Source organism: Keratinibaculum paraultunense, assembly GCF_016767175.1.
GTDB lineage: Bacteria > Bacillota > Clostridia > Tissierellales > Tepidimicrobiaceae > Keratinibaculum > Keratinibaculum paraultunense.
In genome coordinates, this window is sequence record NZ_CP068564.1 from 2,061,106 (window position 1) to 2,085,319 (window position 24,214).

Consider the following 24,214-nt stretch of genomic DNA (forward strand, 5'->3'; position numbering starts at 1 on the left):
CTATATAATGAATAGAATAAACAATATAATAAAACAATTAAGTAGCATTAATTTACAATTTCATCCAAGAAAGGAGAAACAAATTATGAAACTTTTTTTCATATCAGACATACATGGTTCAGTTTATTATTTAAATAAAGCATTAGATAGATTAAAAGAAGAAAAAGCAGATTATATAGTAATATTAGGTGATCATCTGTATCATGGAGCAAGGAATCCTTTACCTCAAGAATACAATCCTAAAAAAGTAACAGAAGTATTAAATAACTATGCTAATAAAATAATCGCTGTAAGAGGAAATTGTGATAGTGAAGTTGATGAAATGGTATTAAATTTTCCCATTATGTCAACATATTCAACTATACTGTATAACAACAAGCGATTATTTTTAACCCATGGTCATATATATAATGAAAATAATATGCCAAAATTAAGCAATGGAGATATATTTATCTATGGGCACACCCATATACCTAAAGCTGAAGAAATAAATAATATATATGTAATTAATCTAGGAAGTATTACACTACCAAAGGAAAATAGTCCCCATACCTACGGAGTATTAGAAAGAGAATTTTTTAAAATAAAAGATCTTGAAGGAATTACATATAAAGAGATAAACATAGGGAAATAATGGATAAGTTACTTCTCGTATTCTTTAAAACTAATTATGTGAACCTCCCATCACTAATAGAGTACTTAAAATAGTAGTATATATCCCAGTAGTTAACGAGTTTTTTATTAAATAAGATTCTTGCTTTATTATAGAAAAAGGTGATAATTCAATATTTCCGTTTACGAATTTACCAGCTACAGTTTTTTCTTCTGGATCCTTGCCTCTTTTGCCATAAATAGGATTCTAGTAGTCCTGCATCCTTTTATAAAAATATCAGCTTATATTTTAAATCTATATCCTGCACCCCATACAGTTTCAATAAATGTACGCCCTTCAGGATTAGTTTCAATTTTTTCTCTTATTCTTGCTATATGTACAGTTATAGTTGATGCATCTGACAAAGAGTCATAGCCCCAAACCCTTTCAAATAATTCTTCTTTGCTAAAAACTCTATTTGGATTTTCTACTAAAAATAAAAGCAAATCAAACTCCTTCAGAGTTAAAAAAACTTCATTATCATCTATATAGACTCTCCGATCTTCTTTATTAATAGATAATGCTCCAACTGTTATCAATTTCCTTTTAGAACTATTTTTAAACCTTTCATATGTTTTTATATGACTATTTACTCTCGCTACCAGTTCACCCATACCAAAAGGTTTAGTTATATAATCGTCAGCTCCCAAGTTTAATCCTTTAATCTTAAATATTTCATCAGATTTTGCAGATACAATAAGTACAGGTATTTGTTTTGTATCAGATATTTCTCTTAATATATCAAATCCGTCCTTTTTGGGAAGCATTAAATCTAAAATGATTAGATCAAAATCTTCATTCTTAATATATTCAAGGCCAGAATTACCGTCAAAAGCACATACAACCTCATAACCGCTCATTTCTAAATAATCTTTTTGAAGCTCTGATATACTTTTATCATCTTCAATTATTAAAATCCTTTTCAAGTTATCACTTCCTCTTTTTTAACCTTTTTCAGAGAAATAATAATGGAGGCTCCTTGACCAGTTTCACTAATTGCCCATATTCTACCCCCTAATCCTTCAACAATTTGTTTTGCAATTGCAAGGCCTAAACCACTTGAACCTTCAACCTCTCTTGCAGTATCAGCTCTGTAAAATCTTTCAAAAACATGTGGCAAATCCTGCTTACTGATTCCTTTTCCATTGTCCTTAAATTCTATTATAACTGAAGAATTTGTTTCTCTTAACATTATTTTAAGCTGACCTGTTTGTGTTTCTATACTTCTTTTAGCATTATCCATAATATTCTGGATAACTCGTTTAAACTTTTCAACATCTATCATAACAAAAGATGTAGTTAAAAGTTTATTATCAAAATATATTTTTTTATTTTCACGTAAAAAATCTTCTGAACTATCTTCAATACAACTCTCTATGTATTTTACAATATCAACCTTCTCCTTTTCAAATGTCATTTGATTTAAATCTAGTTTAGAATATAATAATAAATCCTCAATCATTGTATTTATCATATTTGTTTTTTCTATAGCCTTTGATAAGTAATATTTTTTCTTTTCATCCGTATCTGCAACCCCATCAAGAACTCCATCTATATACCCTCTTATTGATGTTACAGGGGTTTTAAGGTCATGGGAAATACTTGATATTAAAAACTTTCTATTTTCATCAACTCTCTGCTGATAATATATAGAGTTCTTTAGCTGAAGGCGCAATTGTTCAATAGCAATTCCAAGTTCTCTAATTTCACCATATCCCTTATCTGTAATTGCTGTTTCCAGCTCACCAATTCTTAATTTCTCCATTTCTTTTGTTAAATTAGTAATTGGAATTATAATGTTTTTCATGTTTTGCCTTTGAACAATTAAGCTAGCTATAACAAAAACTATTAAAAAGATTATAAAAACAAATACAAGTAGCGATCTATAATAATCACCAACATTTATAATTTGATTAAGGGTTATTATTCTATAATTATTGCCATCTTGCGTTGTAAAGTTTTCAGCATTTATTCTATATCTATTACTCCCATATTCATAATAATCATTTCCAACACTGAGATTCATCAGCATTTCTTTAATCTCCAGCATAGTAAAACCTTCGCTATTATATAAAATATTATCCTTCTCCATTAAAACAATAGCTGTTTTACCTAAACCTCTAGTAGCCTGAGAATCATTTAATAAATTGTAAAAATAGGTATATATAAAACCAAAACAACTAGTAATAACAATTGTGCTTATGAGGATCAATACACTTTGTGTTAAAAATCTTTGTCTTAATTTCATATAATCATCCTAAATATCCTTTTTCTCAAATAAATAATAGCCCGCTGCAATTAACATTATACCGTAACCCAGTAAAATTAGAAATATCCTAATAATCTTACTAAAATTTATATAGTTTCCTAAAATCAATCTGTACCAGTCAAAAGTAGATGTAAATAAAAAACTTTTAATTTGGGGAAAAGCAAAACCTAATCCATTAAAAGTCAGAAATATAAAAATAGAAAGCATAAAGGCACTTGTTGTACCTTTTGTAATGTTAGAAATCAAAATAACCACTAATGAAAAAATAAAAATTGGCATAAATGCCATAATATAAGATATTATTATCTTAAAAAGATTTGGTATGTTCTTATTTATAAATAATGAGGCAACAACTGAAAGAACCATGACAAAAACTAGATTACCAATTATAAAAGTAGCAACTGTAAAGATTTTTCCCAAAAATACTTTAATCCTTGATGCAGGTCCTGTGAGAGTAAATTTAATTGTATGATCAGCAAATTCACCAGCAAACATATCTATACAAATAAATGTAGTAAAAAGTGGGAAAATGGAATAACTCAAAATCGTCAAAACCATTATTGAAAATTCTGAACTTCCTGTCACACGTATTCCTGTAAAGTTATTTAACGAATACACCACAATTGCTAACACTATAACAGATAGAGCCGAGAATATCAATGCTGCAGTTATTTTTTTCTTTTTTGATATTTTAAATATTTCATTTGTGTAAACCGCCTTAAGCATCTCCATTTAAATCAACCTCACTTAAATAATAGTTTTCCAAAGAAGAATAGTTTTTTAGAATGTTTTGCGTACTATCAATATTTAAAAGTTTTCCATGGTATAAAATTCCAACTTTATCACATGTAAGCTCTATATCATGTACTAAATGACTAGATATAAAAAATGTTGTTTTGTACTGCTTTGACAGGCGAATTATTAATTCCCTCATTTTAACCATTCCCTCAACATCTAATCCATTAAAGGGCTCGTCCAGAATTACAACATTAGGATTGGATAAAATTGCAATAGCAATACCAAGTCTTTGTTTCATTCCTAAGGAATAATTTTTTATTTTTTCATTCTTATATTTAATAATTCCTGTAATCTCCAAGCTTTTATCGATTCTTGTATCATCAACATCGTCATAAAACCGTCCCCATAATTTCATGTTTTCATAAGCTGTTAAATAAGGAAATGGTGTTACATTCTCTATAATACAGCCAACGTTTTTCATTGCTTGTTCATAGTCCTTTGAAATACTATAGCCATTTATTCTAACATCACCTTTGTCAGCCTTCATAAGACCTACCATAATTTTCATTGTAGTGGTTTTACCTGCACCATTGGGTCCTAAAAAACCGAATATTTCTCCTCGATCAATTTCTAAATTAATGTCCTGTATTCCACGATTATTTTTGTACTTTTTTGATAAATTTTCAATAACAATTGCTTTATCCAATATTAATCCTCCTTTAAATAGCTTAGAGGTGCAAAAGTAAAAACTTTTGCACCCTTAGTTATTATTCAAATATTCTAATAAAGGTATTATCAAATCCATCTTCGTTAGTTGAATAACTATACCCACTATTATCTTCCTCTATTGTAACATTAAAAGATACTCTAATATTTTGTAAATATTCTCGATGGATAATTCCCCTTTTCTTCTCTCCCTTATCATCTGTATAATGTATTATTGTAAAACCGATTGATTCATCATGGTTTGAGTAGAAATCAAAGCTTCTTACAGTATCAACTTCATATCCCTCATTATAGACCTCATAATATTTACCTTTTATATTGCCATCCTTAACAGAAGTTATCTCTATAAACCTTTCCCCAACTTTTATAAAGGAATTACCTTCCTCTTTAACAATATCGTTTTTGTATTTGCCAATATATTTACTGTCAAATTCATAACCTTCTTTGCTATATGTGACTTTTTGACCTTCTAAATTTGGAGCTTTAACAACTGTACTATTAACATCCTTTATATCAATTGAAAATTCTATTGAATAAATGTGTTCAATTCCTTTACTATCCTGTGCAGATATACTTGCAGTAAAAATTCCACTTTCTATAATCCCATCTTCATTTTCAATTGCCTTTCCTGCTGCTTCCATAAGATATATATTTGATTTAGGATGTGGAACATCTAGATTCTTTGCATCCCATTCGTCAAGTATATTGTATTTGAAAATAAAGGAAGAAATAGCATTAACAGCAGATGGAATTTGAGTCTCTGATAAATTACCTACATACATTTTCTTTCCAGAGGATTCCTCCACTTGAATAGCATCTTGTAAATTCCCTACAAGTGCATCAAGAACCTTTTCCGCATCCTTTACTTGCTCCTCCTCAAATGGATTTTCAATCATTCTACTAGTTTCATTATTAGATTTTCTTTTCTCAAATACATCATAAGAATCATCTTCAAAATTTTTGTATATATTCTGGTTTTCATCACTGTACCAATAATTCTCTCTTACTTCCCCTTTTTTAAAATCCTTATCTATTGATTCTTTAGCTTTGTTCTTAATATCGAATTTTGTATTAGATGTTGATTCTGAAAATACCTTGCCGTCAATTTTAAGAGATAGGGTAGCATCAACACTAAAGTTGTCAACTTCACTTGTTAATTTTGTCATTGTTGTCTTTATAGAATTTTTCAAGCTATAATATCCTGAACCAAGCATAGTATCTGCAAAAGCTGACGTTGCTAAAATGGTAGCCCCTAGCACAAAAGCACATATTGTAGCAGTTTTTTTACTAAATCTCATTTTCCTTGCCTCCCATCATATAATTTACTAAAAAAAGCTTAAGCTTTTATGTAGTATAATTATATGATACATTATTTATCTTGAATAACTATAAACTAATTATTAACAATTTATTAAATTAAGGAAAATGCAAGACTTAAAGAGACCTAAAGGCACTCCTAAATTAAGTCCTACGGAGTAGAAAATGAATACAATGGTAAAAGTAGAAGGATTTCCGCATCATAAAGAATTAAATGTCATTATTTAATAGATCAATTAAAAAAGGCTTATTTAGAAAATAGGTTAGAAACTAGAATAAAGCATTTTGCAAAATATAAGCTACTCTAGTATTGTAAAAATCCTTGGCAATTCTTACAGGATTGCTGAGGCCCTATCCAAGGTCGGTCAAAAAGATAATTAATTGTGCATGAAAATATTTGCACTTTTGTACAAAAAAATATTGACGTTTGTAAATATTAAGGATATTGTCTCATGGAATATGATTGATTAAAATGTGGGCTGGGTTTTACGCTTACCTATGCTATCCTTCGTTCAAATGGAAATGAAATTGAAATTTTAAATGGAGCAGATCCAAATACATTAACCGTTGTACTTAATTTAATCGGTAAATAACTATAAGAATAAAATTTCCTGATGCTATAAAGATATATATTGCCTGTGGTAAGACTGATATGAGGAAATCCATAGATGGACTTTCAGCCATAGTGTCTCAAAATTTTAAACTAAATCCATTCGAAAATGTATTATTCCTTTTTTGTGGAGGGAGAAGTGATAGAATGAAAGCACTCCTTTGGGAAGGTGATTGATTCCTTCTTCTCTACAAACGTCTAGAAGGTGGAGTGTTTCAGTGGTCAAGAACTACAAGAAGAGGTTAGAGAAATTACTGCCCAGCAATATAGATGGTTAATAGAAGGATTATCAATTGATCAGAAAAATGCTATTCAAAAGTTAGATAATAAAAGAATAATATAAATGCTTGGGGCTACTGAAAAGTACATAGTTTCAAGCATTTTTTTGTTGTTTTTGGTTCTTAGAAGTAGTATAATATAATTAGAAAAAACACAGAAGAAAGGCAATACTTAAATGAATGATAACTCTTTAATAAAGACACTACAAGATACAATTGAATCCCAAAATAAAACCATAGAAGTCCTTAAAGAAGAATTAAAAAAGGCTAATGAAAATATTGAATACCTAATTAAAAAACTCTATGGAAGAAAGACAGAAAAAACTTCTGCCATAGATGGTCAGCTAGTAACAGGAAACATATGAATGCAGAACATGTAAAAAAGAAGGTAGACCTGGGATATTTAATCCATATACACCAGAACCTGTACTTCAGCATTCCTATGCTACTGCTTCAAGTGTAGCTTGGACAATGTATCAAAAGTTTGTACAGTCAGTACCATTATATCGTCAAGAAAAAGATTGGAAACAGATGGGATTTCCATTAAGTCGTGGAACCTATCCAATTGGATCATAAAAACATCAGAAGAATGGTTAAACCCTGTAGTAGAAAAACTACGTGAAGAACTATTGAAGGATAAATATTTGCATGCTGATGAAACCCCAGTCCAAGTATTAAATGAAGGAAATAAGAAAAACACCACAAAATCATATATGTGGGTATACTCCACTTCAGTTAATGCAAAACACGGAATAAGAATATTTAAATATGCATCTGGTAGAGCAGGAGATAATGCCAAAGAATCCTTAAAAGGATTTAAAGGATATCTCCATACAGATGGATTCTCAGGTTATAGTAAAGTAAAAGATATCCACCACTGTTTATGCTGGGCACATGTAAGGAGGTATTTTTCTGATGCTCTCTCTAAAGATATGAAAAGTCCAGAAGCAACCTTACCATCAATAGGAATAGCATATTGCAATCAACTATTTAACTGGGAACGAAAATTTAAAAACCTATCACCAGAAGATAGAAAGATTAAGCGTCTAGAAAAAGAAAAAACAGTTCTAGAAGCCTTTTGGTCATGGGTAGAAAGTACAAATGAAAAAGTACTTCCTAAATCTAATATTGGGAAGGCTCTTCAATATGCCCTAAACCATAAAGATAAATTAGAAACCTATTTAGAAGATGGTAACTGTGTCATTATTACCAGGATCTGATTTTCAAACAAATTCCAAGATCTTAGACCTAATGATGCCTTGGGATGAATTAGTTCAAAAAACATGTAAATCTTAATAAATACTCTTATAGGGATATCATACCGATATCCCTATAATTATACAATACATCTTTTATTGTACGCTTACGGTGAAAATTTCAAAGCATTTATGAATGGTTTGTCAAAGGTAGCGGGAAATCACCAGAAAACTTAAATTTTTGTCCAAAGTATTGACATAGATCCACTATTCCCCGACAGCCCCTTCGATCAGATTAAGATTATTTTCTTATTATTGTAACTCACCTAATGTTGAAGCAATTCTCACCGCTATTGTTCCACTAAGGGCAGAACCATCTGTTGACGTAATATTCACATATCTTGTTTTAGATGAAAATAAGCCAACTTTACCTTCATAGTATTTTGTAACTCGTTTTCCTGCGTCAACTGTGAACTCTTCTATGACATCTCCAGTACTAGTCTTATATGTGATAGTTACATTATATTTCCTAGAACTTGTATTATCTATCCAAACCTTATAGTAAGTCATATCCGAAGTCAAATCAAATCTAACAGATTGAGATCCATCTGAGTCTGTTAAACTCTTATCAATAACTTTTTCTGATGCCATTAGGGATATGTCATCTGTATCTACATTGACAGTATAAAAACTTTCATCATTCTGTAAATTACTCAAATCCTCCTCAATAGTTTTTATACAGATATCTTTACCAGCATTTAAGGCTCTTAATTCATTTACATTCAACGGCTCAATTTCCGTCCTAAGTAGCTTATCTATCATTATCCCATCTTTACTAGTAGCATATACATTAATTGAAATTAATGAAACAACCACTACAAGTGCTAGTATGACACTAAAAAACTTTTTCCTCATTTCCATTACCTCCTTTCTAATCATGTAATTTTTTAAATTAATGTTTGCATTTTAAATTTTCATTGGTATCACATCCTTTCATTTTATAGAGCTTTTTCTGCTCTTACTTATATAACGTTTGAAAATTTGTAATACTATTTTCTGGACGATAAGAAAATCTAATTTTATAACCTTGGTTATTTATAAACTCCATATTTATGACATTTCCTAGCACTTCATAATTTTTTATTAAATATCCTTTAGGCAAATATTCCAAAGTCCACTCTTTCTTCTTAACAATTATCTCTTCATCTCTATTTGTACACATCTATTTCTAACTCTTTTATATAATCTTTAGAATTCTTTCAAAAAAAGACTACTTAGATATTGTGAATATAAACAGCTTTCATGAGTTGGATTCATTAATCCCATTTCTATTTAACAAAAACATTCCTATTATTAAAATAAAAATACTTATCGCCAAAAAACTACCGATAACCCTGATATTCAATGAGTTTAATTCTGAAATAACCGTAGGGTTAATTGTTCTAATGCAGTTACTATATAGCAAAGATACATAGTAATAGATACTTATTGACATAGTTATTGAATGAAGTAAAAAACCAGATAATAAATTTATCCTTTTTACGAAATAAATTATTCAATATAAAACCTAGATATAAATATATATAAATATGTTTTGATATCACATCCTATCGGATTGACCTCTTAATATTGGACAAAAACTCACGAATACTTTCTTTTTCTTAGATTATCTATATTTTTATGTTTTTCGCTTTTTTTATTATACATAAATATTCATCATCAAGGGTAAAGGCTACGCCCCTGCTATGGCAGGCCCTTGATTTCAGCTAAATATTTATGTTATTTACTCCTAAGCGAAAAAACATTAAAGCTTCACTACCAGTTGTTTAGCTGTTCCTTACAAGGTTTTTTGATAGAATTCAATTGGAGGAATATACCCTATTGAGCCATGAATTCTAACTTTATTATATGAGTTCATGTATTCTGAAACTTCTTTATATGCCTCAGCATAGCTTTCAAATTCGTACCTTGATAAACATTCATTCTCTAGTAATCTATGGAAAGATTCTATATGGACATTTTTGTTTGGAGTCTTAAAGGGTATTCTCTCATGCTCTAGTTTTAACTCTTCACAGGTATCTTCAAACTTATGGCTAACGAATTGAGACCCATTATCTGATCTTATTACTAAGTCGATGTTTTTATCATATAGACCACGCTTCATTAATGCTCTTTTAAGAATTATAGTTATATATTCTGCAGTACATGATAATCCCATATGGTATTCTACTATATTTCTATTATATACATCTAGAAAAGATGCTATATAGAAGAATCTATCTTCACCATGGATATAACCATATTTAATATCTACTTCCCAAAGAGCATTAGAGTTTATAATTTCTCTATTTTGAGCTATTTTCCTTGGATGTTTTTGTTTAATTTGTCTTTCTTGTATTTTTACTTCTCATTTTGGCAACCTCCTATTGATTATATTTTACTATAACCGTGTGCGATTGTCCAAAACGGTTAGGGAGCTAAATAGTTATGTTAAAAATAGTTTATCCTATTTGCTGTGGAATTGATGTCCACAAAAAATTTATTGTTGCTACCATTGCTTCCACTGAAAATAATATTACTACCTACAAAACTAAAAAATTTACTACTTACACTAATGATCTTCTCAACTTTAAAAAATGGTTATATGACAATAATTGTTATGATATATGTATGGAAAGCACTGGCAAGTACTGGATTGCCGTTTTTAACATCCTCAAAGATTCCTGTAGCATCACTTTAGCAAACCCTAAGTATATCAAGCTATACCTGGTAAAAAAACTGACAAGAAAGATTCTATCTGGATTGCTGATTTGCATAAGCATGGTCTTATAAAAGGTAGCTTTATTCCCCCTAGAAATATTAGAGAACTTAGAGACTTAATGCGTTATAAGACCAAATTGGTTAGTGTTCGTTCAAGTGAGAAAAACCGTATTCAAAATTCCCTTACCGTATCTAATATTATGATATCCAATATAGTCTCTGATTCTTTTGGCAAATCTGCTTCTACAATTATCAAATATGCCATGGAACACCCTGATGAAATAGATACAGATTATACTAGTTTTCTTCATAAAAGTATGCTTCATAAGGCAAATGAAATTAATATGTCCATGCAAGGTACTATTTCACAGGAGCAAGCATCTAAGATGAATGTATGCTTTAACCACCTTAGTTATGTTGAAATTTGTATTTCTCAAATTGATGAAGCTATATTCTTAATTGCCAAAGATTTTAAGTCTCAAATAGAATTGTTTGCTACTATTCCAAGTATAACAACTAAATCTGCTACCGCTATTATTTCTGAAATCGGTGTAGATATGTAGTATTTCCTGATTCTAAAAATCTTTGTTCATGGGCTGGATTAGCACCGCAAAATAATGAAAATGCTGGTTGTTCGTATTAGCCGTGCTGGTGTTTATATCAAGCCATTGCTTGTTCAATGTGCAAATGCTGCTATTAAAGATAAAAAATGTTCTTATTTTTATTACAGATATCAAAGCATTAAAAAACGTCGTGGTCATAAAAGGGCTATTATTGCAATAGCTAGAATGCTATTAGTTTGTGTATATAATATTCTGGTTAAAAACGAGCCTTTTGACTTTGAACTATATGAAAATTATTTTGATAATTGCACTAAAACAAGCAAGCAACCAAATAAGGATTATAACTTCCAACTTCCAGAGGTAGCAGTTGCTTTTTCGCCATCCACATCTACTACAACTTTAGTACGATATTCAATACCTGGTGTTCCTTTATAACTTTTTGATACAAATACATTACCAGTTCCACTGAAATTCCATGATTTTACGCTTGCCCATTTTCTAGAAGTATATTTTTCTAAATACATTGTTCCGCTAATTGAACTTGAAGAACTTTTAGCATTTATATATACCTCTGGATAAAGAGTAGTGCCTGATGCAGAAATATCTATTAAGATATTACTTATTTCATCCCAAAGTGGAGTAACCACTTGGTAACTTATATTTGATGTTACTTATTCTTGTTGCTCCGCTGCATAAGCGGTACTTACTCCGCCATTTCCAGCAATTAGAGCAATCATTATTGCTATTGGTGCTACTTTTGTTTTCTTAAGTTTCATAAAATTCCTCCTTAAATTTTTTTGCTGCTTACCTATATAACGCATGAGATTGGGGAGAAAGGACGTATTCTCTAACCTTAATAAAGCTATTTATAATTCATTGAGTTCTTCTCATAAGGTAATTAATATTTGACTAGTATGATTATAGTTGTTATAGTAAGTTTTTTAGTTTCAACTTTAGCCCCCCCTAAAATATAGGGTGTAAGAATACACCCTATATAATTTAATTAATATATAATCTTTTTTATAAAGCTTTCCGGATTGGTCACATTTAATTAGTAGGTAGAAATTGAGAATTTTGCTGATGCAGATTTGCTCTCATATGTGCTGACCTTTACAACCATCTCGTAGTTGCTATAAGAACCCGGATCTATTACAACTACTTCATTTGCTCTTACATTAGGGACCCAATCACTATCCATTCCGTTAGTAAACGCTGCACTAATATTGACTGTTGGCATTGTGCTAGGTAAAGAACCTACTCCTATAGCTGCATATGAATCTGGTGATATAATAAATGCACTGCCTAATTGTTTACCATTTGTTCCAGAACTATTTGAAATAGGAACATTTACGTTGCCAGACCAAGAATAAGAAAATAGTGAAATCTCTGTTTCATCGTTAGATTCAAAAGCTGCTTTTTCTTCTTCTGTCATAGCTCTAATACCATAACTCATTCCATTACTTAATTTACCAGTTTCTCTCCAATCTCCCGTTTTGAATATATCAATTTCTCTAGTTTCTTTAGGTTCAAAAGCTGCTTTGATTTGGCTAATATCCCCAGATTCAAAGGCTACTTTCTCTTCTTCTGTCATGGCTCTAATGCCATAACTTATACCATTACTTAACTGACCAGTTTCTCTCCAAATACCTGTTTCAAATATACTAGCTCCATAAACATTACCAGTCATTGCGACTAATAAAAAAATTGATAAAATCACACTAAGTTTTTTCATTTATTTTTCCTCCTTTATATTTAATAGAAAACATGTGACCACTACTAGAACAAAGTTCGTCTTAATAAATCGTGGGAACCATCTCCTTTCTTTAACAACTGAGACTATTAATGTCTCCTTTGCTGATTTTACTTGTTAAATCTCTTTAAAATTAAATTAAAACCTGATAGGATTTGTTGAAACAACATCAGCTTGCTCTCCTGCCACAGTCACTACAACTCGTACACGGTACTCTGTATTTGAAACCCCATTACGTGTTTTTGATATAAATACATTTCCAGTGCCTTCAATTTTCCATGAAGTATCAGTCACCCATTTCCCGGAAACATTTTTTTAAATACATTGTTCCGCTAATTGAACTTGAAGAACTTTTAGCATTTATATATACCTCTGGATAAAGAGTAGTGCCTGATGCAGAAATATCTATTAAGATATTACTTATTTCATCCCAAAGTGGAGTAACCACTTGGTAACTTATATTTGATGTTACTTATTCTTGTTGCTCCGCTGCATAAGCGGTACTTACTCCGCCATTTCCAGCAATTAGAGCAATCATTATTGCTATTGGTGCTACTTTTGTTTTCTTAAGTTTCATAAAATTCCTCCTTAAATTTTTTTGCTGCTTACCTATATAACGCATGAGGAAAGAAAAGGGGACATCTTTTTAGAATTTATTTTTTAAGAATTTTAGGTACTATAAATATCTCCTTAAATCCCATTAAAAATCCTCCTTATTGTTATTAGGTTCTTATTTATATAACGCACAAGGAGGAAAAAGGGGACATATTTATTTAATAATTTTTATTTCAAAATATTTTCTGCTACTTTTATAACCTCATCTTTATCTAAGTTTGCTGAAATATGACATTCAACATCATCCTGATACCATATTAATTTGGTCTTTTCATCAGTTTGCCACATATAAGCATTTGATTCTTTAAAAATAAATTCTTCTATTTCTGCATCTTCCGTATCATAATATGATTGAACTCCACTAGATGATGAAAAGAATTTTACATCAAGCCTCTGATTATTCTCTGTGGCATAATTATAAATAAGCATGTTATTTCCTTCATTAACATTAACCAATTTAAAATCCATAGGAACATAATTGATTTTTAATGACTTTAGATCGATATTATCTTTATTTATATTTTGTGGTATGAAGATGCTAAACTTAGGGAATGTTACAACTACCCAATCAAAAAACCTTTCATGTACTTCCGCATTAACTACTAAAACAGTAGAAAAACTTAAAAAACATACTATTATAAATGCAGCTACTCTTTTAACCATTTTCATGAATATACTATTAGTCTTTTGTGAAATCTTAATATCTTTTAGTTTCCGTCTGAAGCTCTTAGAATAGTTAGGTTTGTGTAATGCTAGGGTATTATCATAGTCTTTTGTCTCTTCTATAAGAGCTATTTCACAAGCTTTTTTCATAGAGTTATCATCAATCCATGAATTTTTAAGTCCCATAAAAGCAGATAGCATTTTTTGTATATAACGTAATTTACCTATAACATTTTCTATCTCAAGTATCTTTTCTATTTTAGAAGGAGGATTATTAAAACAATATCGAAAGAAAAGAATATTACGATACTCCAATGGTAATAAACCTATTTTTATAGCTAATTGATCAACCTGCTCTTCACTTAATGTTTGATACTTAATACTATTCATATTTAATTTAGTGATTGTTTCTAATTCATTCTGAAAAGATAATTGACATACCTCTTTCATAATATTGTTAGCTATTTCGGACACTTATATCACCTTCTTCATAATATAGACGTAGTTTTTTTAAAATGCGTTGACCACGTTTTTTTGCAGCTTCTTCAGTAATTCCTAAAAGCTCTGAAATATCTTTAATTCTCATTTCATTGACAAAGCGTAGATGAATAAAAATTTTTTCATCATCTGAGAGTCTATTAATACAGGAAAGTAATTGTTCTTTATTTACTTTTTCTAAATATTCTTCTTCAATATCATAATCTCCTTCGTTGTGATCAAAATAATCTACATTCTCTACATATATGATTTTCTTACGTTTTCTTATGATATTCATTGTTTCATTCTTTAATATTATAACGCAGTAGGATTCTATTTGGGGACATGGCAAAGCAGATATTTTTTCTATATTGTCAATAATCTTTAAAAATGTTTGTGATACAGCTTCTTCTGCATCAAATTTATTCTTTAACATATTAAAAGAAATATTATACATTTTTACATTCATTTTTGAAAAAATCCTATTAATAAAATCTACTTCGTCATCTGTTATCACACCAAATAGTATAATTATCAAAATTTTCACCCCATGAGCATTAAGTAGTAACTCAATTATAACATTAATTTACCAAATAATAACAATTTTATTTGCTAACAAATATTGAATTATTTTAGATTTTAGGGTATCATCTCTCTAATTACCCTATGTCATATATATTTTACCCTATTTTAAAGGGTCAAAAAAGGGTGTTTTTTCACCGATTTTTGACCCAAATTTGTTACTCAAACCACTACATATTGTAGTCAAGTCTTGCTATTTGTCCTCCAAACCACAATACGTCATCAGAATTATACTCTCAACGTGTGTCGTTCTCGGGAACATATCCATTAACTTCATCTTATCTATTTTATATCCCCTATCCATAAACACCTTCAAATCCCTAACCAATGTAACAGGATTACAGGATACATATACAAAGGTTTTAGGATTAAAGTCTACTATCTTGTTTATAGCTTTAGGATTAATCCCATCTCTAGGTGGGTCTATTATTATTAAGTCAGGAGTCTCCTTTAGATTATCTACCTCTTTTAAGACATCTCCTGCAATAAACTCCACATTGTCAAGACCATTTAGCTTAGCATTTTCCCGAGCCATCTCTACAGCTTCTTCAACAATCTCTATCCCTATTACCCTTTCACATACTGGTGACAAAATCTGGGCTATGGTACCTGTACCAGAGTATAAGTCGAATACTACATTATTCTTTTCATCTCCAACAAATTCCCTTACTATGGAATACAACTTTTCTGCACCAAAGGTATTAGTTTGAAAAAATGAGAAAGGGGATATTTTAAACTTCAATCCTAATATTTCCTCTATTACATAATCCCTCCCATATATTAAATTTAACTCATCTACTTTAATAGCATCGGCTAAACTATCATTTATAGTATGAAATATTCCTACAATATTTCCTTTTATCTTCTCACATCCAAGAAGCAAATCCTTAAATTCCTCTAGATTTATCTCTCCTTGAGAACTAGTTACTAAATTTATAAGTATTTCCCCTGTTGATAAAGCTTTTCTAATAACTAGATGCCTCAATATCCCAGTATGACTTTTTTTATTATAGTGAGGTATTCCCTTTTCCCTAAAATAATTTAACACTTCCTTTAATATGACTACAAAATCCTTATCTACAATATTGCATTCTGTAACCTCCACAATTTCATAAAATTTTCCCCTTTTATGAAGACCTAAAGACAATGGCCCTCCCTTCTCTATATCCCCAAAAGTATATTCCATCTTATTTCTATATCCTTCTATACGGGGACTTTCTTCTATTCCTAAATAGTTAAAATCCTTTATACCTTCTCTTTCAAACAGTTCAAGTACTAAACTTTCCTTAAATTTCAATTCCTCTTCATAGGGAATTCTTTGATAAGTGCAACCTCCACAACTTCCAAAATGAGGGCAACCTATTTCCGTTTCTATAGGGGATTTGTCCAATATCTCAAGTATTTTCCCTTCAATATAATCCATCTTCTTTCTGCCTAAGAGAACCTTAACTCTTTGCCCTTTTATACCACCTTTACATATGATCTTTTTACCTTCAAATTCTCCTACAGATTTATTTGAAAAGATATTATCTTTTATTTCCATTTCAATTATTTTCTTTTTCCTTGCCATATACTCAACTCCTTCCAAATTATTATACCAGTTTTTATTGGAAAAAATAAAGGAAGTATTTACGCTATATCTAGTTGATAGTTCTTCGCTTGAGTAGTAAATAATTTATAATATAGACTATCCTTTTTCTCCATTAAATTAGCATGACTATCATAATCTACTACCTTGCCATCTTCAATAAGTAAAATCCTATCACAAAATACGCTACTAGACATACGGTGAGAAATATATATGGCAGTTTTACCCTTTACCAAAGTATTAAAATGTTCATATATCTCCGCTTCTGCTAAAGGATCTAATGCAGATGTAGGTTCATCTAAAATAATTAAAGGAGCATCTTTGTATAGTGCACGAGCTATTGCAATCTTTTGACTTTCTCCACCAGATAACTCTATACCCTTATCGTCATAAGCCTTTCCCATAAGGGAATCTAGCCCATTGGGTAAAGAATCAATTTTTTCTTTCAATCCTACTTCTTCTATTAAATCCATTATTTTTTTATCTTCTTTATATCCCTCATTACAACTAATATTTTCTCCAACAGTAAATGCAAAAAGTTTATAATCTTGAAATATTACAGCTATTTTTCCCATATAGGACTCATATTCATAATCATATATATTGTGTCCATTTACAAATATTTCTCCAGAATCTGGTTCATAAAGACGACACAATAGTTTAATCAATGTAGTTTTACCTGCCCCATTTAATCCTACAATAGAAATTTTCTCTCCCCCCTTGATATCAAAGGAAATATCCTCTAATACATATTTATCGCTACCTGGATATTTAAAGGAAACATTTTTAAAGGATATGGATTTAATTTCATCTTCCATTTTTAAATTCCCACTATATTCCTTGGTTTCAGGAAGAGATATAAACTCCATAAATGGATCTAAATATTGTAACATTTGAAAAGTTAATGTTATATTCTCTCCTAATTTTGTAGTAGTTTGAGAAAAGTTAATTGCTGCATTTACATACATAGTAAAAGAACCAATGCTAATATTGGGTCCAAATTTATCACTAATAACCCTAAGTCCCACATATCCATAGGCGATACTTGCTTGTAAAACATTGATTACATTATATAATCCTTCTATCTTTCCTAATCTATTATAAAAAACTTGAAATTCATCCATTAAATCTTTATTGTATTCTATCACTCTCTGAGTTAACATTTGTCCCATATTATAAAGACGAATATCTTTTTGAGGTTTATCCTGAAAACCAAGCCCCATATAATATCCATATTTTCTATTGATGGGGATTATAGATTGGAAAAATTCTTGTTGATAATTGGCAAAGGAACTGTATATCCAAAGGTTTAAGCCAATAGTTAATAATAAAAATACTACCAATACCCAGGATAATGAAAATAGTATTATAAGTAAACTAATTATGGTGATTAAATCCCTTATTGTATTAGTTATTCCTACAATTATATTTTCCAATGCTAATTGATTATTAATGGCAAAAACAGCTCTTTCCTTTAAATCCAAATAATATGGGTTTTCCAAATAAGAAAAATCCACATTCATAATCTTATTTGCCATAATTTGACTCATCTTTTCTTCTAATTTAATTCGTCCTATGGTCAATTGCTTTTTCATTATATTTTCAATAAGTTTGAAAATTACATTGGATAAAACAATGGCAGAACCTAAAATTAAAAGCATTTGAGGATCTTTATTCCCTAATAATTCGTCTATTAGATACTTAGGTAATATAATATTTACAACAATTCTAGCACTTTCTAATAAAGCATTTACTAGTAATAGTATAATATAACTAGGGGAAGCCTTCCAAGAAATACTTAAAAATGATTTCATTTTTTTAAGCTGTTTCAATTATTTCTCCTCCTTCTTGATAATATTTCCCTTGAATAGTAAACATCTTATAATATTCCCCTCGTTTTTCCATAAGTTCTTCATGGGTACCGTATTCTATCAAACCCCTTTTATCAAATAAAGCTATGGCATCACAAAATTTAGTACTAGATAGACGATGAGATATATATATGGAGGTTTTGTTCTCTACTAATTCACTAAAATCTTTATATATTTCTGCTTCAGCCAATGCATCTAATGCAGAGGTAGGTTCATCCATTATTACCATATTTCCATCTTTATATAATGCACGTGCTATGGCTAGCTTTTGACTTTCTCCACCAGATAATTCTGTTCCATTTTCATCTATGATCTTTAGCATCATTTGATCTAGACCCTTAGGGAAAGAAGCTACTTTGTTTTTAAGTCCAACTTTATCTAAAACTTCATATACTCTATCCTTGTCTATATTTTCGGATGCACAGGCTACATTTTCTGCCAAAGTATAGGCTAAAATATTCACATCTTGAAATACTACAGAAAACATAGAGTAAAGTTCTTTTTTATTGAAATCTTTAATGGGAATACCATTAATTAAAATTTCTCCTTCATCTACATCATATAATCCTGTCATAAGTTTCACTAAAGTAGATTTTCCAGCCCCATTTAAACCTACAATGGCTAGTCTTTGACCTTTAGGTATTTTAAAATTTAAATTTTCAAATATATAATTATCTGTTTTAGGGTATTTAAAGCTAACATTTTTAAATTCAATTTCCAGTGTGTCCTTTTCAATAGCCTTTTTTTCTCCACCAATTTCTCCTAAATCAGTATCCAAAAATTTAAAGAAATCATGTACATATAGGGATTCACGATATATGAAGGATATATCTTCTATTAGAGTATTTAATAAAAGGGAAAGTTGAAGTATTAATGCTAAGTACATAGAAAAATCTGCAATACTCATACCATGGACTACTTTCCATATCAATATGCCATACAGTGCAGCTTGGTTTATGAATAAAGTAAATAGTCCTAAAAATCCTAAAGCAAACTCCTTTTTTTTAATTAATTTATTTAAATCTATATATTTTTGAATTTCTTTATTGTAGTTTTCTAAAACCCTATTCTTTAGATTATATAGCCGAATTTCCTTTCCAAAGCTAAAATCATGGGTAGTTTCATAATAATATCTCTTCCTCCTGTTTTGACGAGATAATTCTTTTTTCATGCTATATTCATATTCATTTACTTTTCTTTGAATCCATAGATTAGCTACTACGTTTAAAATTAATGATAGTAAAATCCAAATACTAACCCTACCAATCCAAATGGAAAACAATATGGAGGTTATAAATACTGCTGGTGTTGTAAATAATTTATGATAAACTCCCTCTACACCATTATCGTTACTATTATTGGCCTCCAATGCTCTATCATAGGTTTCATAAAAACTAGCATCTTCTACATATTTATAATCCATTTCCACTAATTTTTGAAATTGATCCTTTAAATAATCTAGTCTTAAAGCTGTAATTTTAGTATAACAAGAACTTTTTATATAAGTTTCAATAAATCCTACTATACTACTAAGAATAAAGAAACTTAAAATTATACGGAGGATATTTTTTAAGCTTATCATACTTCCTAAACTAAATTGTTCTATTAACAATTTAGGCAGAAGAATAGAAAAAAATGGGTATATAATAGCAGCTATAGTATAGATAAAAAAGTAAATATATAATTTAGGATTTTTTTCATTTACATTTTTAATCAATCTATTTATGGTTTTACAAAATGGATATTTTATCTGTTTTTCCATCCATATTACTCCTTTCCCCTATGGATTCAATATTTCTAGCTAAAGTTTTTAATTTTTCTTTGTTAACTTCATAATAAATTTTTTTACTTTTCTCTACATCCATGGTAATAGATATTAATTCACTTTTAAGTAAAACGTCTATATGATGGGATATAGTTGCTGGAGTTAAATTTAATTCTTCTGCTAATTGTTGAATATACATAGGCTCTTTTGCTAAGCTATACATAATATTTAATCTAGTATTATCAGCTATTGCTTTTAAATCTGTAACTAAAGCATCTAATTGAGTTCCATATTTTTCTTTTAATTCATCAAGTAAAAAGAAATAAATCCCAACAGTATATTCTAAAATATTTTCATCATATTCAGCAGATAATTGATTAAAAGAAAAAATACCTATTCTAATAATAATTTCTTCTGCATCTATTGGTTTTGTAGAAAATATTTTCCATAGTGTAGATTTTAAATCTTCCATTTGTTCTAATTTTTTTAAAGCCATATTAACATCCTTAGATATAATAGGGTAATGAGCTTTAAATATAGGTATAGCTCTTTCGATAAATTCCTGAAATTCTCTCATAAATTCACATCTATTTTCATAAAGAGAAATAATCTGTAATTTTTGTTCTGCTGTTTTTTCTACACTCTCCAGAAGTTCTATAAGATGGGACAAAGATCTTATTTTCGCATTATCTTCTAATTCTACAAAAGAAGTTCGAAGCACATCCAATATAGCATCTTCTACAATTTTGCTTGCTTCTTCATCAGTTAGAGGTCTTCTATATTTTTCATCCTCTATCTTGGTAGTATAACGAACTAAATCTGGCTGATCATGGGTATTATCTTCATCATCTAATCTAAAAACAATTTCTAGTTTTGGATATTCTTTATAAATAGGTAATATTTCTTTTTTTAATACTTCCTTATAGTCTAAATAAGGTTTAAAAAACTGTAGCATTTCTTCCTCTGTTTTCCCAAAGGATTTATGATTTTTTATAACCTCCTTTTCCCGTTCCATTTTAATTTCCAATAGAAAATTTACCACTTCTAAAGGCCAATTAGGAGAACTAATAATGTCATACCCTATGCCCATTAAATCACCCTTTCTTTTTTTATGATTATATTATATATTTATATTAGATGGTTATCAAATATATTTAATAATTATCTATAATATTAGTCTTGTATATATTATCTTTTCATTGTTTTAATTTTTTAAATATTTTTATTTTTTTTAAATATAAAATGCTATTAATGGGTAATAAGTAATGTAAGGAAAATATATTTCATAAATATGTTATTGACATAAATTTCCTAATTAATATAGTGAGGAGGTAGTACATTGAAAGGATATGCTTTTTTAGAAAAAGGTAAGATTGGGTTTGTTGAAAAGCCAATACCAACCTGTGGAAAAAAAGATGCAATTGTTAAACTTACAGCTATTGCAGCATGTTCATCTGATGTCCATAGTGTTCAAATGGGAATTGCACCCCCAAACTTAATTATGGGACATGAAGGAATAGGAATAGTTACTGAAGTAGGAGAAGATGTAAGGAGAATAAAACCTGGAGACAAAGTGATTATACCTGCAGTAACTCCAGATTGGAGTGAAAAAGAAATACAATATAATATGCACCAGCATAGTGGAGGACAACTGAAAGGTATAAATCTCTCTAGTTATGAAGATGGTCTATATGCTGAATATGCCCGTATTAGATATGCAGATATGAATCTAGCTCTTCTACCTGAAGGTATGGACTTAAAGTCTGCTGTTATGGTTACAGATATGATGACAACAGGGTTTCATGGTGCAGAACTTGCAGATATAGAATTTGGTGATACTGTAGTAGTAATAGGTATTGGGCCAGTAGGTTTGATGGCAATTGCAGGTTCTAAACTTAGAGGTGCTGGTAAGATATTTGGTGTAGGTACTAGACCTAAAGCTGTTGAGTTGGCCAAGGAATATGGTGCCACAAAAATAATTAGCTATAAAGAAGGAGATATAGTTGAGCAAGTAATGGAAATAACAGATGGTAATGGCGTTGATAGGGTCATTATTGCAGGTGGCGGAATTGATGTAGTAAATCAAGCTGTAATGATGGTTCGCCCAGGAGGAACTGTTGCAAATATTAATATGTATGAAAGTATGGAAGATATACCAATATCTTGCCCAGCATGGGGGTTTGGAATGGCACATAAGACTATTAAAGGCGGTCTTACTCCAGGTGGGCGAGTGAGAATGGAAGCTATGATCCAGCTTGTAATGGCTGGGAGAGTGGATCCATCTAAGCTAGTAACTCATGAATTCAAAGGGATAGATAAAATAGCCGATGCTTATAACCTTATGGTTGAAAAACCAAAGGATTTAATAAAACCAATTGTGTGGTTAGAATAATACAAAAAGAGTAGGGCACATGTCCTACTCTTTTTTTGTATTTATGCTTAAATTCTTCAAAAGATATTTGGATAATATCAGAATAATCAAGCTATTACCCATTATACAAATATTACTTTATAACTTTCAATGCTTCATAATTAGCCTTAATAGTATATTCTATATCTTTTTTAGTATGAGCTGCTGACAAAAACATTCCTTCAAATTGAGCTGGTGGAAGCATTATTCCTCGTTTTAACATTTCATTAAAATATTTAGCATACATTTCAATATCGCAAGATTGAACATCATCAAAATTTTTAAAAGGTCCTTTCCCAAAGAAAAGTGTTAACATGCTTTTAAATCTTACTATTTTTGCATTTATATTTAACTCTTCAATATTTCGTCTAATCCCTTCTTCCATCATAATAGCTTTCTCTTCTAATTCTTTATATATATTTTTATTTTCCTTTAACACTTTTAAAATTCTATATCCTATATGCATAGCCAATGGATTACCTGAAAGAGTACCTGCCTGATATACTGGACCTATTGGAGATACCATTTCCATTATCTCTCTTTTCCCGCCGTAAGCTCCAACTGGGAAACCTCCACCAATTATTTTACCAAAACAAGCCATATCCGGCTCAATCCCATATACCTCGCCAGCTCCTCCATAGCTTATCCTAAAGCCTGTTATTACTTCATCAAATATAAGTAATGAACCATTTTCTTTAGTTATTCTTCTAAGTCCTTCTAAAAATTCTTTATCACTAGGAACCACTCCCATATTTCCTGCTACAGGTTCTATTATTACAGCTGCTATATCCTCCCCAAATTTCTCAAAAGTTTTTCTTACATCTTCTAAATCATTATATTTACAAACTATAGTATTTTTTATAATATCTGCTGGAACACCACTACTAGTAGGTATTCCATAAGTTATAGTCCCTGAACCTGATTTTACAAGTAAGCAATCATTATGTCCATGATAGCAACCTTCAAATTTAATTATTTTATCTCTACCAGTATAACCCCTAGCTACTCTTATAGCACTCATAGTCGCTTCCGTTCCTGAATTTACCATTCTCACCATTTCTATTCCATTGTAAGATTCTACAATAAGTTTTGCCATATCCACCTCTATTTTAGTAGGTAAACCAAAACTTATTCCACTTCTTAAAATATCATCTATACCTTCTAATAATTTTTCATTAGAATGTCCTAATATTAAAGGTCCCCATGAACAAATATAATCGATATATTTATTTCCATCTTCATCTTCTATTTTGCTACCATGTCCTTTCTTAATAAATATTGGATAAGTTCCAACAGATTTAAAAGCTCTAACAGGACTATTTACTCCTCCAGGAATATATTTTATAGCTTCATCATATATTTTTTTCGATTTTCCCAAGTTCAC

Annotated in this window: 24 protein-coding genes and 1 pseudogene; 8 read left to right on the forward strand and 17 right to left on the reverse strand. The window is 30.0% G+C overall.

What is annotated here, in order from left to right:
* The first annotated feature begins 7 nt into the window (after positions 1-7).
* Positions 8-634, forward strand: a complete 627-nt coding sequence (gene yfcE, locus JL105_RS10085; protein ID WP_237722275.1) for a phosphodiesterase — start codon at positions 8-10, stop codon at positions 632-634.
* A 260-nt stretch (positions 635-894) separates the two neighbouring features.
* Here yfcE and JL105_RS10090 read toward each other — a convergent pair whose 3' ends face one another.
* The 5 genes from JL105_RS10090 to JL105_RS10110 all read right to left on the reverse strand — a co-directional run bounded on the left by JL105_RS10090 (position 895) and on the right by JL105_RS10110 (position 5,683).
* Positions 895-1,578: a response regulator transcription factor gene (locus JL105_RS10090; protein WP_132028201.1), complete on the reverse strand. Its 684-nt coding sequence runs from the start codon at positions 1,576-1,578 to the stop codon at positions 895-897.
* A complete protein-coding gene (locus JL105_RS10095; protein WP_202690510.1) occupies positions 1,575-2,702 on the reverse strand; it encodes a sensor histidine kinase in 1,128 nt (375 codons plus the stop codon). The genes JL105_RS10090 and JL105_RS10095 overlap by 4 nt, the downstream gene beginning before the upstream one ends.
* Before the next feature lie 207 nt (positions 2,703-2,909).
* On the reverse strand, positions 2,910-3,653 hold the full coding sequence (locus JL105_RS10100) for an ABC transporter permease (protein WP_132028196.1): 744 nt from the start codon (positions 3,651-3,653) through the stop codon (positions 2,910-2,912).
* On the reverse strand, positions 3,640-4,365 hold the full coding sequence (locus JL105_RS10105; RefSeq protein ID WP_132028194.1) for an ABC transporter ATP-binding protein: 726 nt from the start codon (positions 4,363-4,365) through the stop codon (positions 3,640-3,642). The genes JL105_RS10100 and JL105_RS10105 overlap by 14 nt, the downstream gene beginning before the upstream one ends.
* A gap of 61 nt (positions 4,366-4,426) precedes the next feature.
* Positions 4,427-5,683 (reverse strand): hypothetical protein, encoded by a 1,257-nt coding sequence (locus tag JL105_RS10110; protein ID WP_132028192.1) that lies wholly within the window; start codon positions 5,681-5,683, stop codon positions 4,427-4,429.
* 671 nt (positions 5,684-6,354) lie between these two features.
* Between JL105_RS10110 and tnpB the strand changes: the two genes are divergently transcribed.
* The 4 genes and pseudogenes from tnpB to tnpC all read left to right on the forward strand — a co-directional run bounded on the left by tnpB (position 6,355) and on the right by tnpC (position 7,810).
* Complete coding sequence (tnpB, locus tag JL105_RS11705) at positions 6,355-6,489, forward strand: IS66 family insertion sequence element accessory protein TnpB (protein ID WP_132028190.1); 135 nt, start codon at positions 6,355-6,357, stop codon at positions 6,487-6,489.
* Between the two features lie 28 nt (positions 6,490-6,517).
* Complete coding sequence (locus JL105_RS10125; protein ID WP_158280026.1) at positions 6,518-6,655, forward strand: hypothetical protein; 138 nt, start codon at positions 6,518-6,520, stop codon at positions 6,653-6,655.
* Positions 6,656-6,766: 111 nt separating this feature from the next.
* Positions 6,767-6,955, forward strand: a complete 189-nt coding sequence (locus JL105_RS10130) for a transposase (RefSeq protein ID WP_132028188.1) — start codon at positions 6,767-6,769, stop codon at positions 6,953-6,955.
* Positions 6,956-7,061: 106 nt separating this feature from the next.
* A pseudogene (gene tnpC, locus JL105_RS10135) lies at positions 7,062-7,810 on the forward strand (IS66 family transposase).
* 288 nt (positions 7,811-8,098) lie between these two features.
* On the opposite strand, the gene JL105_RS10140 reads toward tnpC, so the two are convergent.
* From JL105_RS10140 to JL105_RS10150, 3 genes are all read right to left on the reverse strand, one after another.
* Positions 8,099-8,701: a hypothetical protein gene (locus JL105_RS10140; RefSeq protein ID WP_132028184.1), complete on the reverse strand. Its 603-nt coding sequence runs from the start codon at positions 8,699-8,701 to the stop codon at positions 8,099-8,101.
* Between the two features lie 103 nt (positions 8,702-8,804).
* Positions 8,805-9,008 (reverse strand): hypothetical protein, encoded by a 204-nt coding sequence (locus JL105_RS10145; RefSeq protein ID WP_132028182.1) that lies wholly within the window; start codon positions 9,006-9,008, stop codon positions 8,805-8,807.
* Positions 9,009-9,623: 615 nt separating this feature from the next.
* Entirely contained in the window at positions 9,624-10,184 is a 561-nt protein-coding gene (locus tag JL105_RS10150) for a DDE-type integrase/transposase/recombinase (RefSeq protein ID WP_132028180.1), read from the reverse strand.
* An 89-nt stretch (positions 10,185-10,273) separates the two neighbouring features.
* Between JL105_RS10150 and JL105_RS10155 the strand changes: the two genes are divergently transcribed.
* Together JL105_RS10155 and JL105_RS10160 are read left to right on the forward strand one after the other, a co-directional pair.
* Positions 10,274-10,618 carry an IS110 family transposase gene (locus tag JL105_RS10155; RefSeq protein ID WP_202690511.1) on the forward strand — a complete coding sequence of 115 codons (345 nt, stop codon included), beginning with the start codon at positions 10,274-10,276 and terminating at the stop codon, positions 10,616-10,618.
* The gene (locus JL105_RS10160; RefSeq protein WP_237722276.1) at positions 10,597-11,109 is read left to right on the forward strand and encodes a hypothetical protein; all 513 of its coding nucleotides are present in this window, start codon (positions 10,597-10,599) and stop codon (positions 11,107-11,109) included. The genes JL105_RS10155 and JL105_RS10160 overlap by 22 nt, the downstream gene beginning before the upstream one ends.
* 338 nt (positions 11,110-11,447) lie before the next feature.
* On the opposite strand, the gene JL105_RS10165 is transcribed toward JL105_RS10160, so the two are convergent.
* The 8 genes from JL105_RS10165 to JL105_RS10200 all read right to left on the reverse strand — a co-directional run bounded on the left by JL105_RS10165 (position 11,448) and on the right by JL105_RS10200 (position 21,510).
* A complete protein-coding gene (locus JL105_RS10165; RefSeq protein ID WP_132028178.1) occupies positions 11,448-11,756 on the reverse strand; it encodes a hypothetical protein in 309 nt (102 codons plus the stop codon).
* Between the two features lie 404 nt (positions 11,757-12,160).
* Positions 12,161-12,841 carry a hypothetical protein gene (locus JL105_RS10170; RefSeq protein ID WP_132028176.1) on the reverse strand — a complete coding sequence of 227 codons (681 nt, stop codon included), beginning with the start codon at positions 12,839-12,841 and terminating at the stop codon, positions 12,161-12,163.
* Positions 12,842-13,642: 801 nt separating this feature from the next.
* Positions 13,643-14,611 (reverse strand): DUF4367 domain-containing protein, encoded by a 969-nt coding sequence (locus JL105_RS10175; RefSeq protein WP_202690512.1) that lies wholly within the window; start codon positions 14,609-14,611, stop codon positions 13,643-13,645.
* The gene (locus JL105_RS10180; RefSeq protein ID WP_202690513.1) at positions 14,595-15,152 is read right to left on the reverse strand and encodes an RNA polymerase sigma factor; all 558 of its coding nucleotides are present in this window, start codon (positions 15,150-15,152) and stop codon (positions 14,595-14,597) included. Before JL105_RS10180 ends, JL105_RS10175 begins: the two co-directional genes overlap by 17 nt.
* A gap of 237 nt (positions 15,153-15,389) precedes the next feature.
* Positions 15,390-16,766: a 23S rRNA (uracil(1939)-C(5))-methyltransferase RlmD gene (rlmD, locus tag JL105_RS10185; protein ID WP_132028497.1), complete on the reverse strand. Its 1,377-nt coding sequence runs from the start codon at positions 16,764-16,766 to the stop codon at positions 15,390-15,392.
* Between the two features lie 59 nt (positions 16,767-16,825).
* On the reverse strand, positions 16,826-18,616 hold the full coding sequence (locus JL105_RS10190; RefSeq protein WP_132028499.1) for an ABC transporter ATP-binding protein: 1,791 nt from the start codon (positions 18,614-18,616) through the stop codon (positions 16,826-16,828).
* The gene (locus JL105_RS10195) at positions 18,603-20,417 is read right to left on the reverse strand and encodes an ABC transporter ATP-binding protein (protein WP_132028502.1); all 1,815 of its coding nucleotides are present in this window, start codon (positions 20,415-20,417) and stop codon (positions 18,603-18,605) included. Before JL105_RS10195 ends, JL105_RS10190 begins: the two co-directional genes overlap by 14 nt.
* Positions 20,386-21,510 (reverse strand): ArsR/SmtB family transcription factor, encoded by a 1,125-nt coding sequence (locus JL105_RS10200; protein ID WP_132028505.1) that lies wholly within the window; start codon positions 21,508-21,510, stop codon positions 20,386-20,388. The genes JL105_RS10195 and JL105_RS10200 overlap by 32 nt, the downstream gene beginning before the upstream one ends.
* 249 nt (positions 21,511-21,759) lie before the next feature.
* On the opposite strand from JL105_RS10200, the gene JL105_RS10205 reads away from it, so the two are divergent.
* Positions 21,760-22,812, forward strand: coding sequence for a zinc-binding dehydrogenase (locus tag JL105_RS10205; protein WP_132028508.1), 1,053 nt, complete (start codon positions 21,760-21,762; stop codon positions 22,810-22,812).
* Between the two features lie 112 nt (positions 22,813-22,924).
* Here JL105_RS10205 and hemL read toward each other — a convergent pair whose 3' ends face one another.
* Positions 22,925-24,214, reverse strand: a complete 1,290-nt coding sequence (gene hemL, locus JL105_RS10210; RefSeq protein ID WP_132028511.1) for a glutamate-1-semialdehyde 2,1-aminomutase — start codon at positions 24,212-24,214, stop codon at positions 22,925-22,927.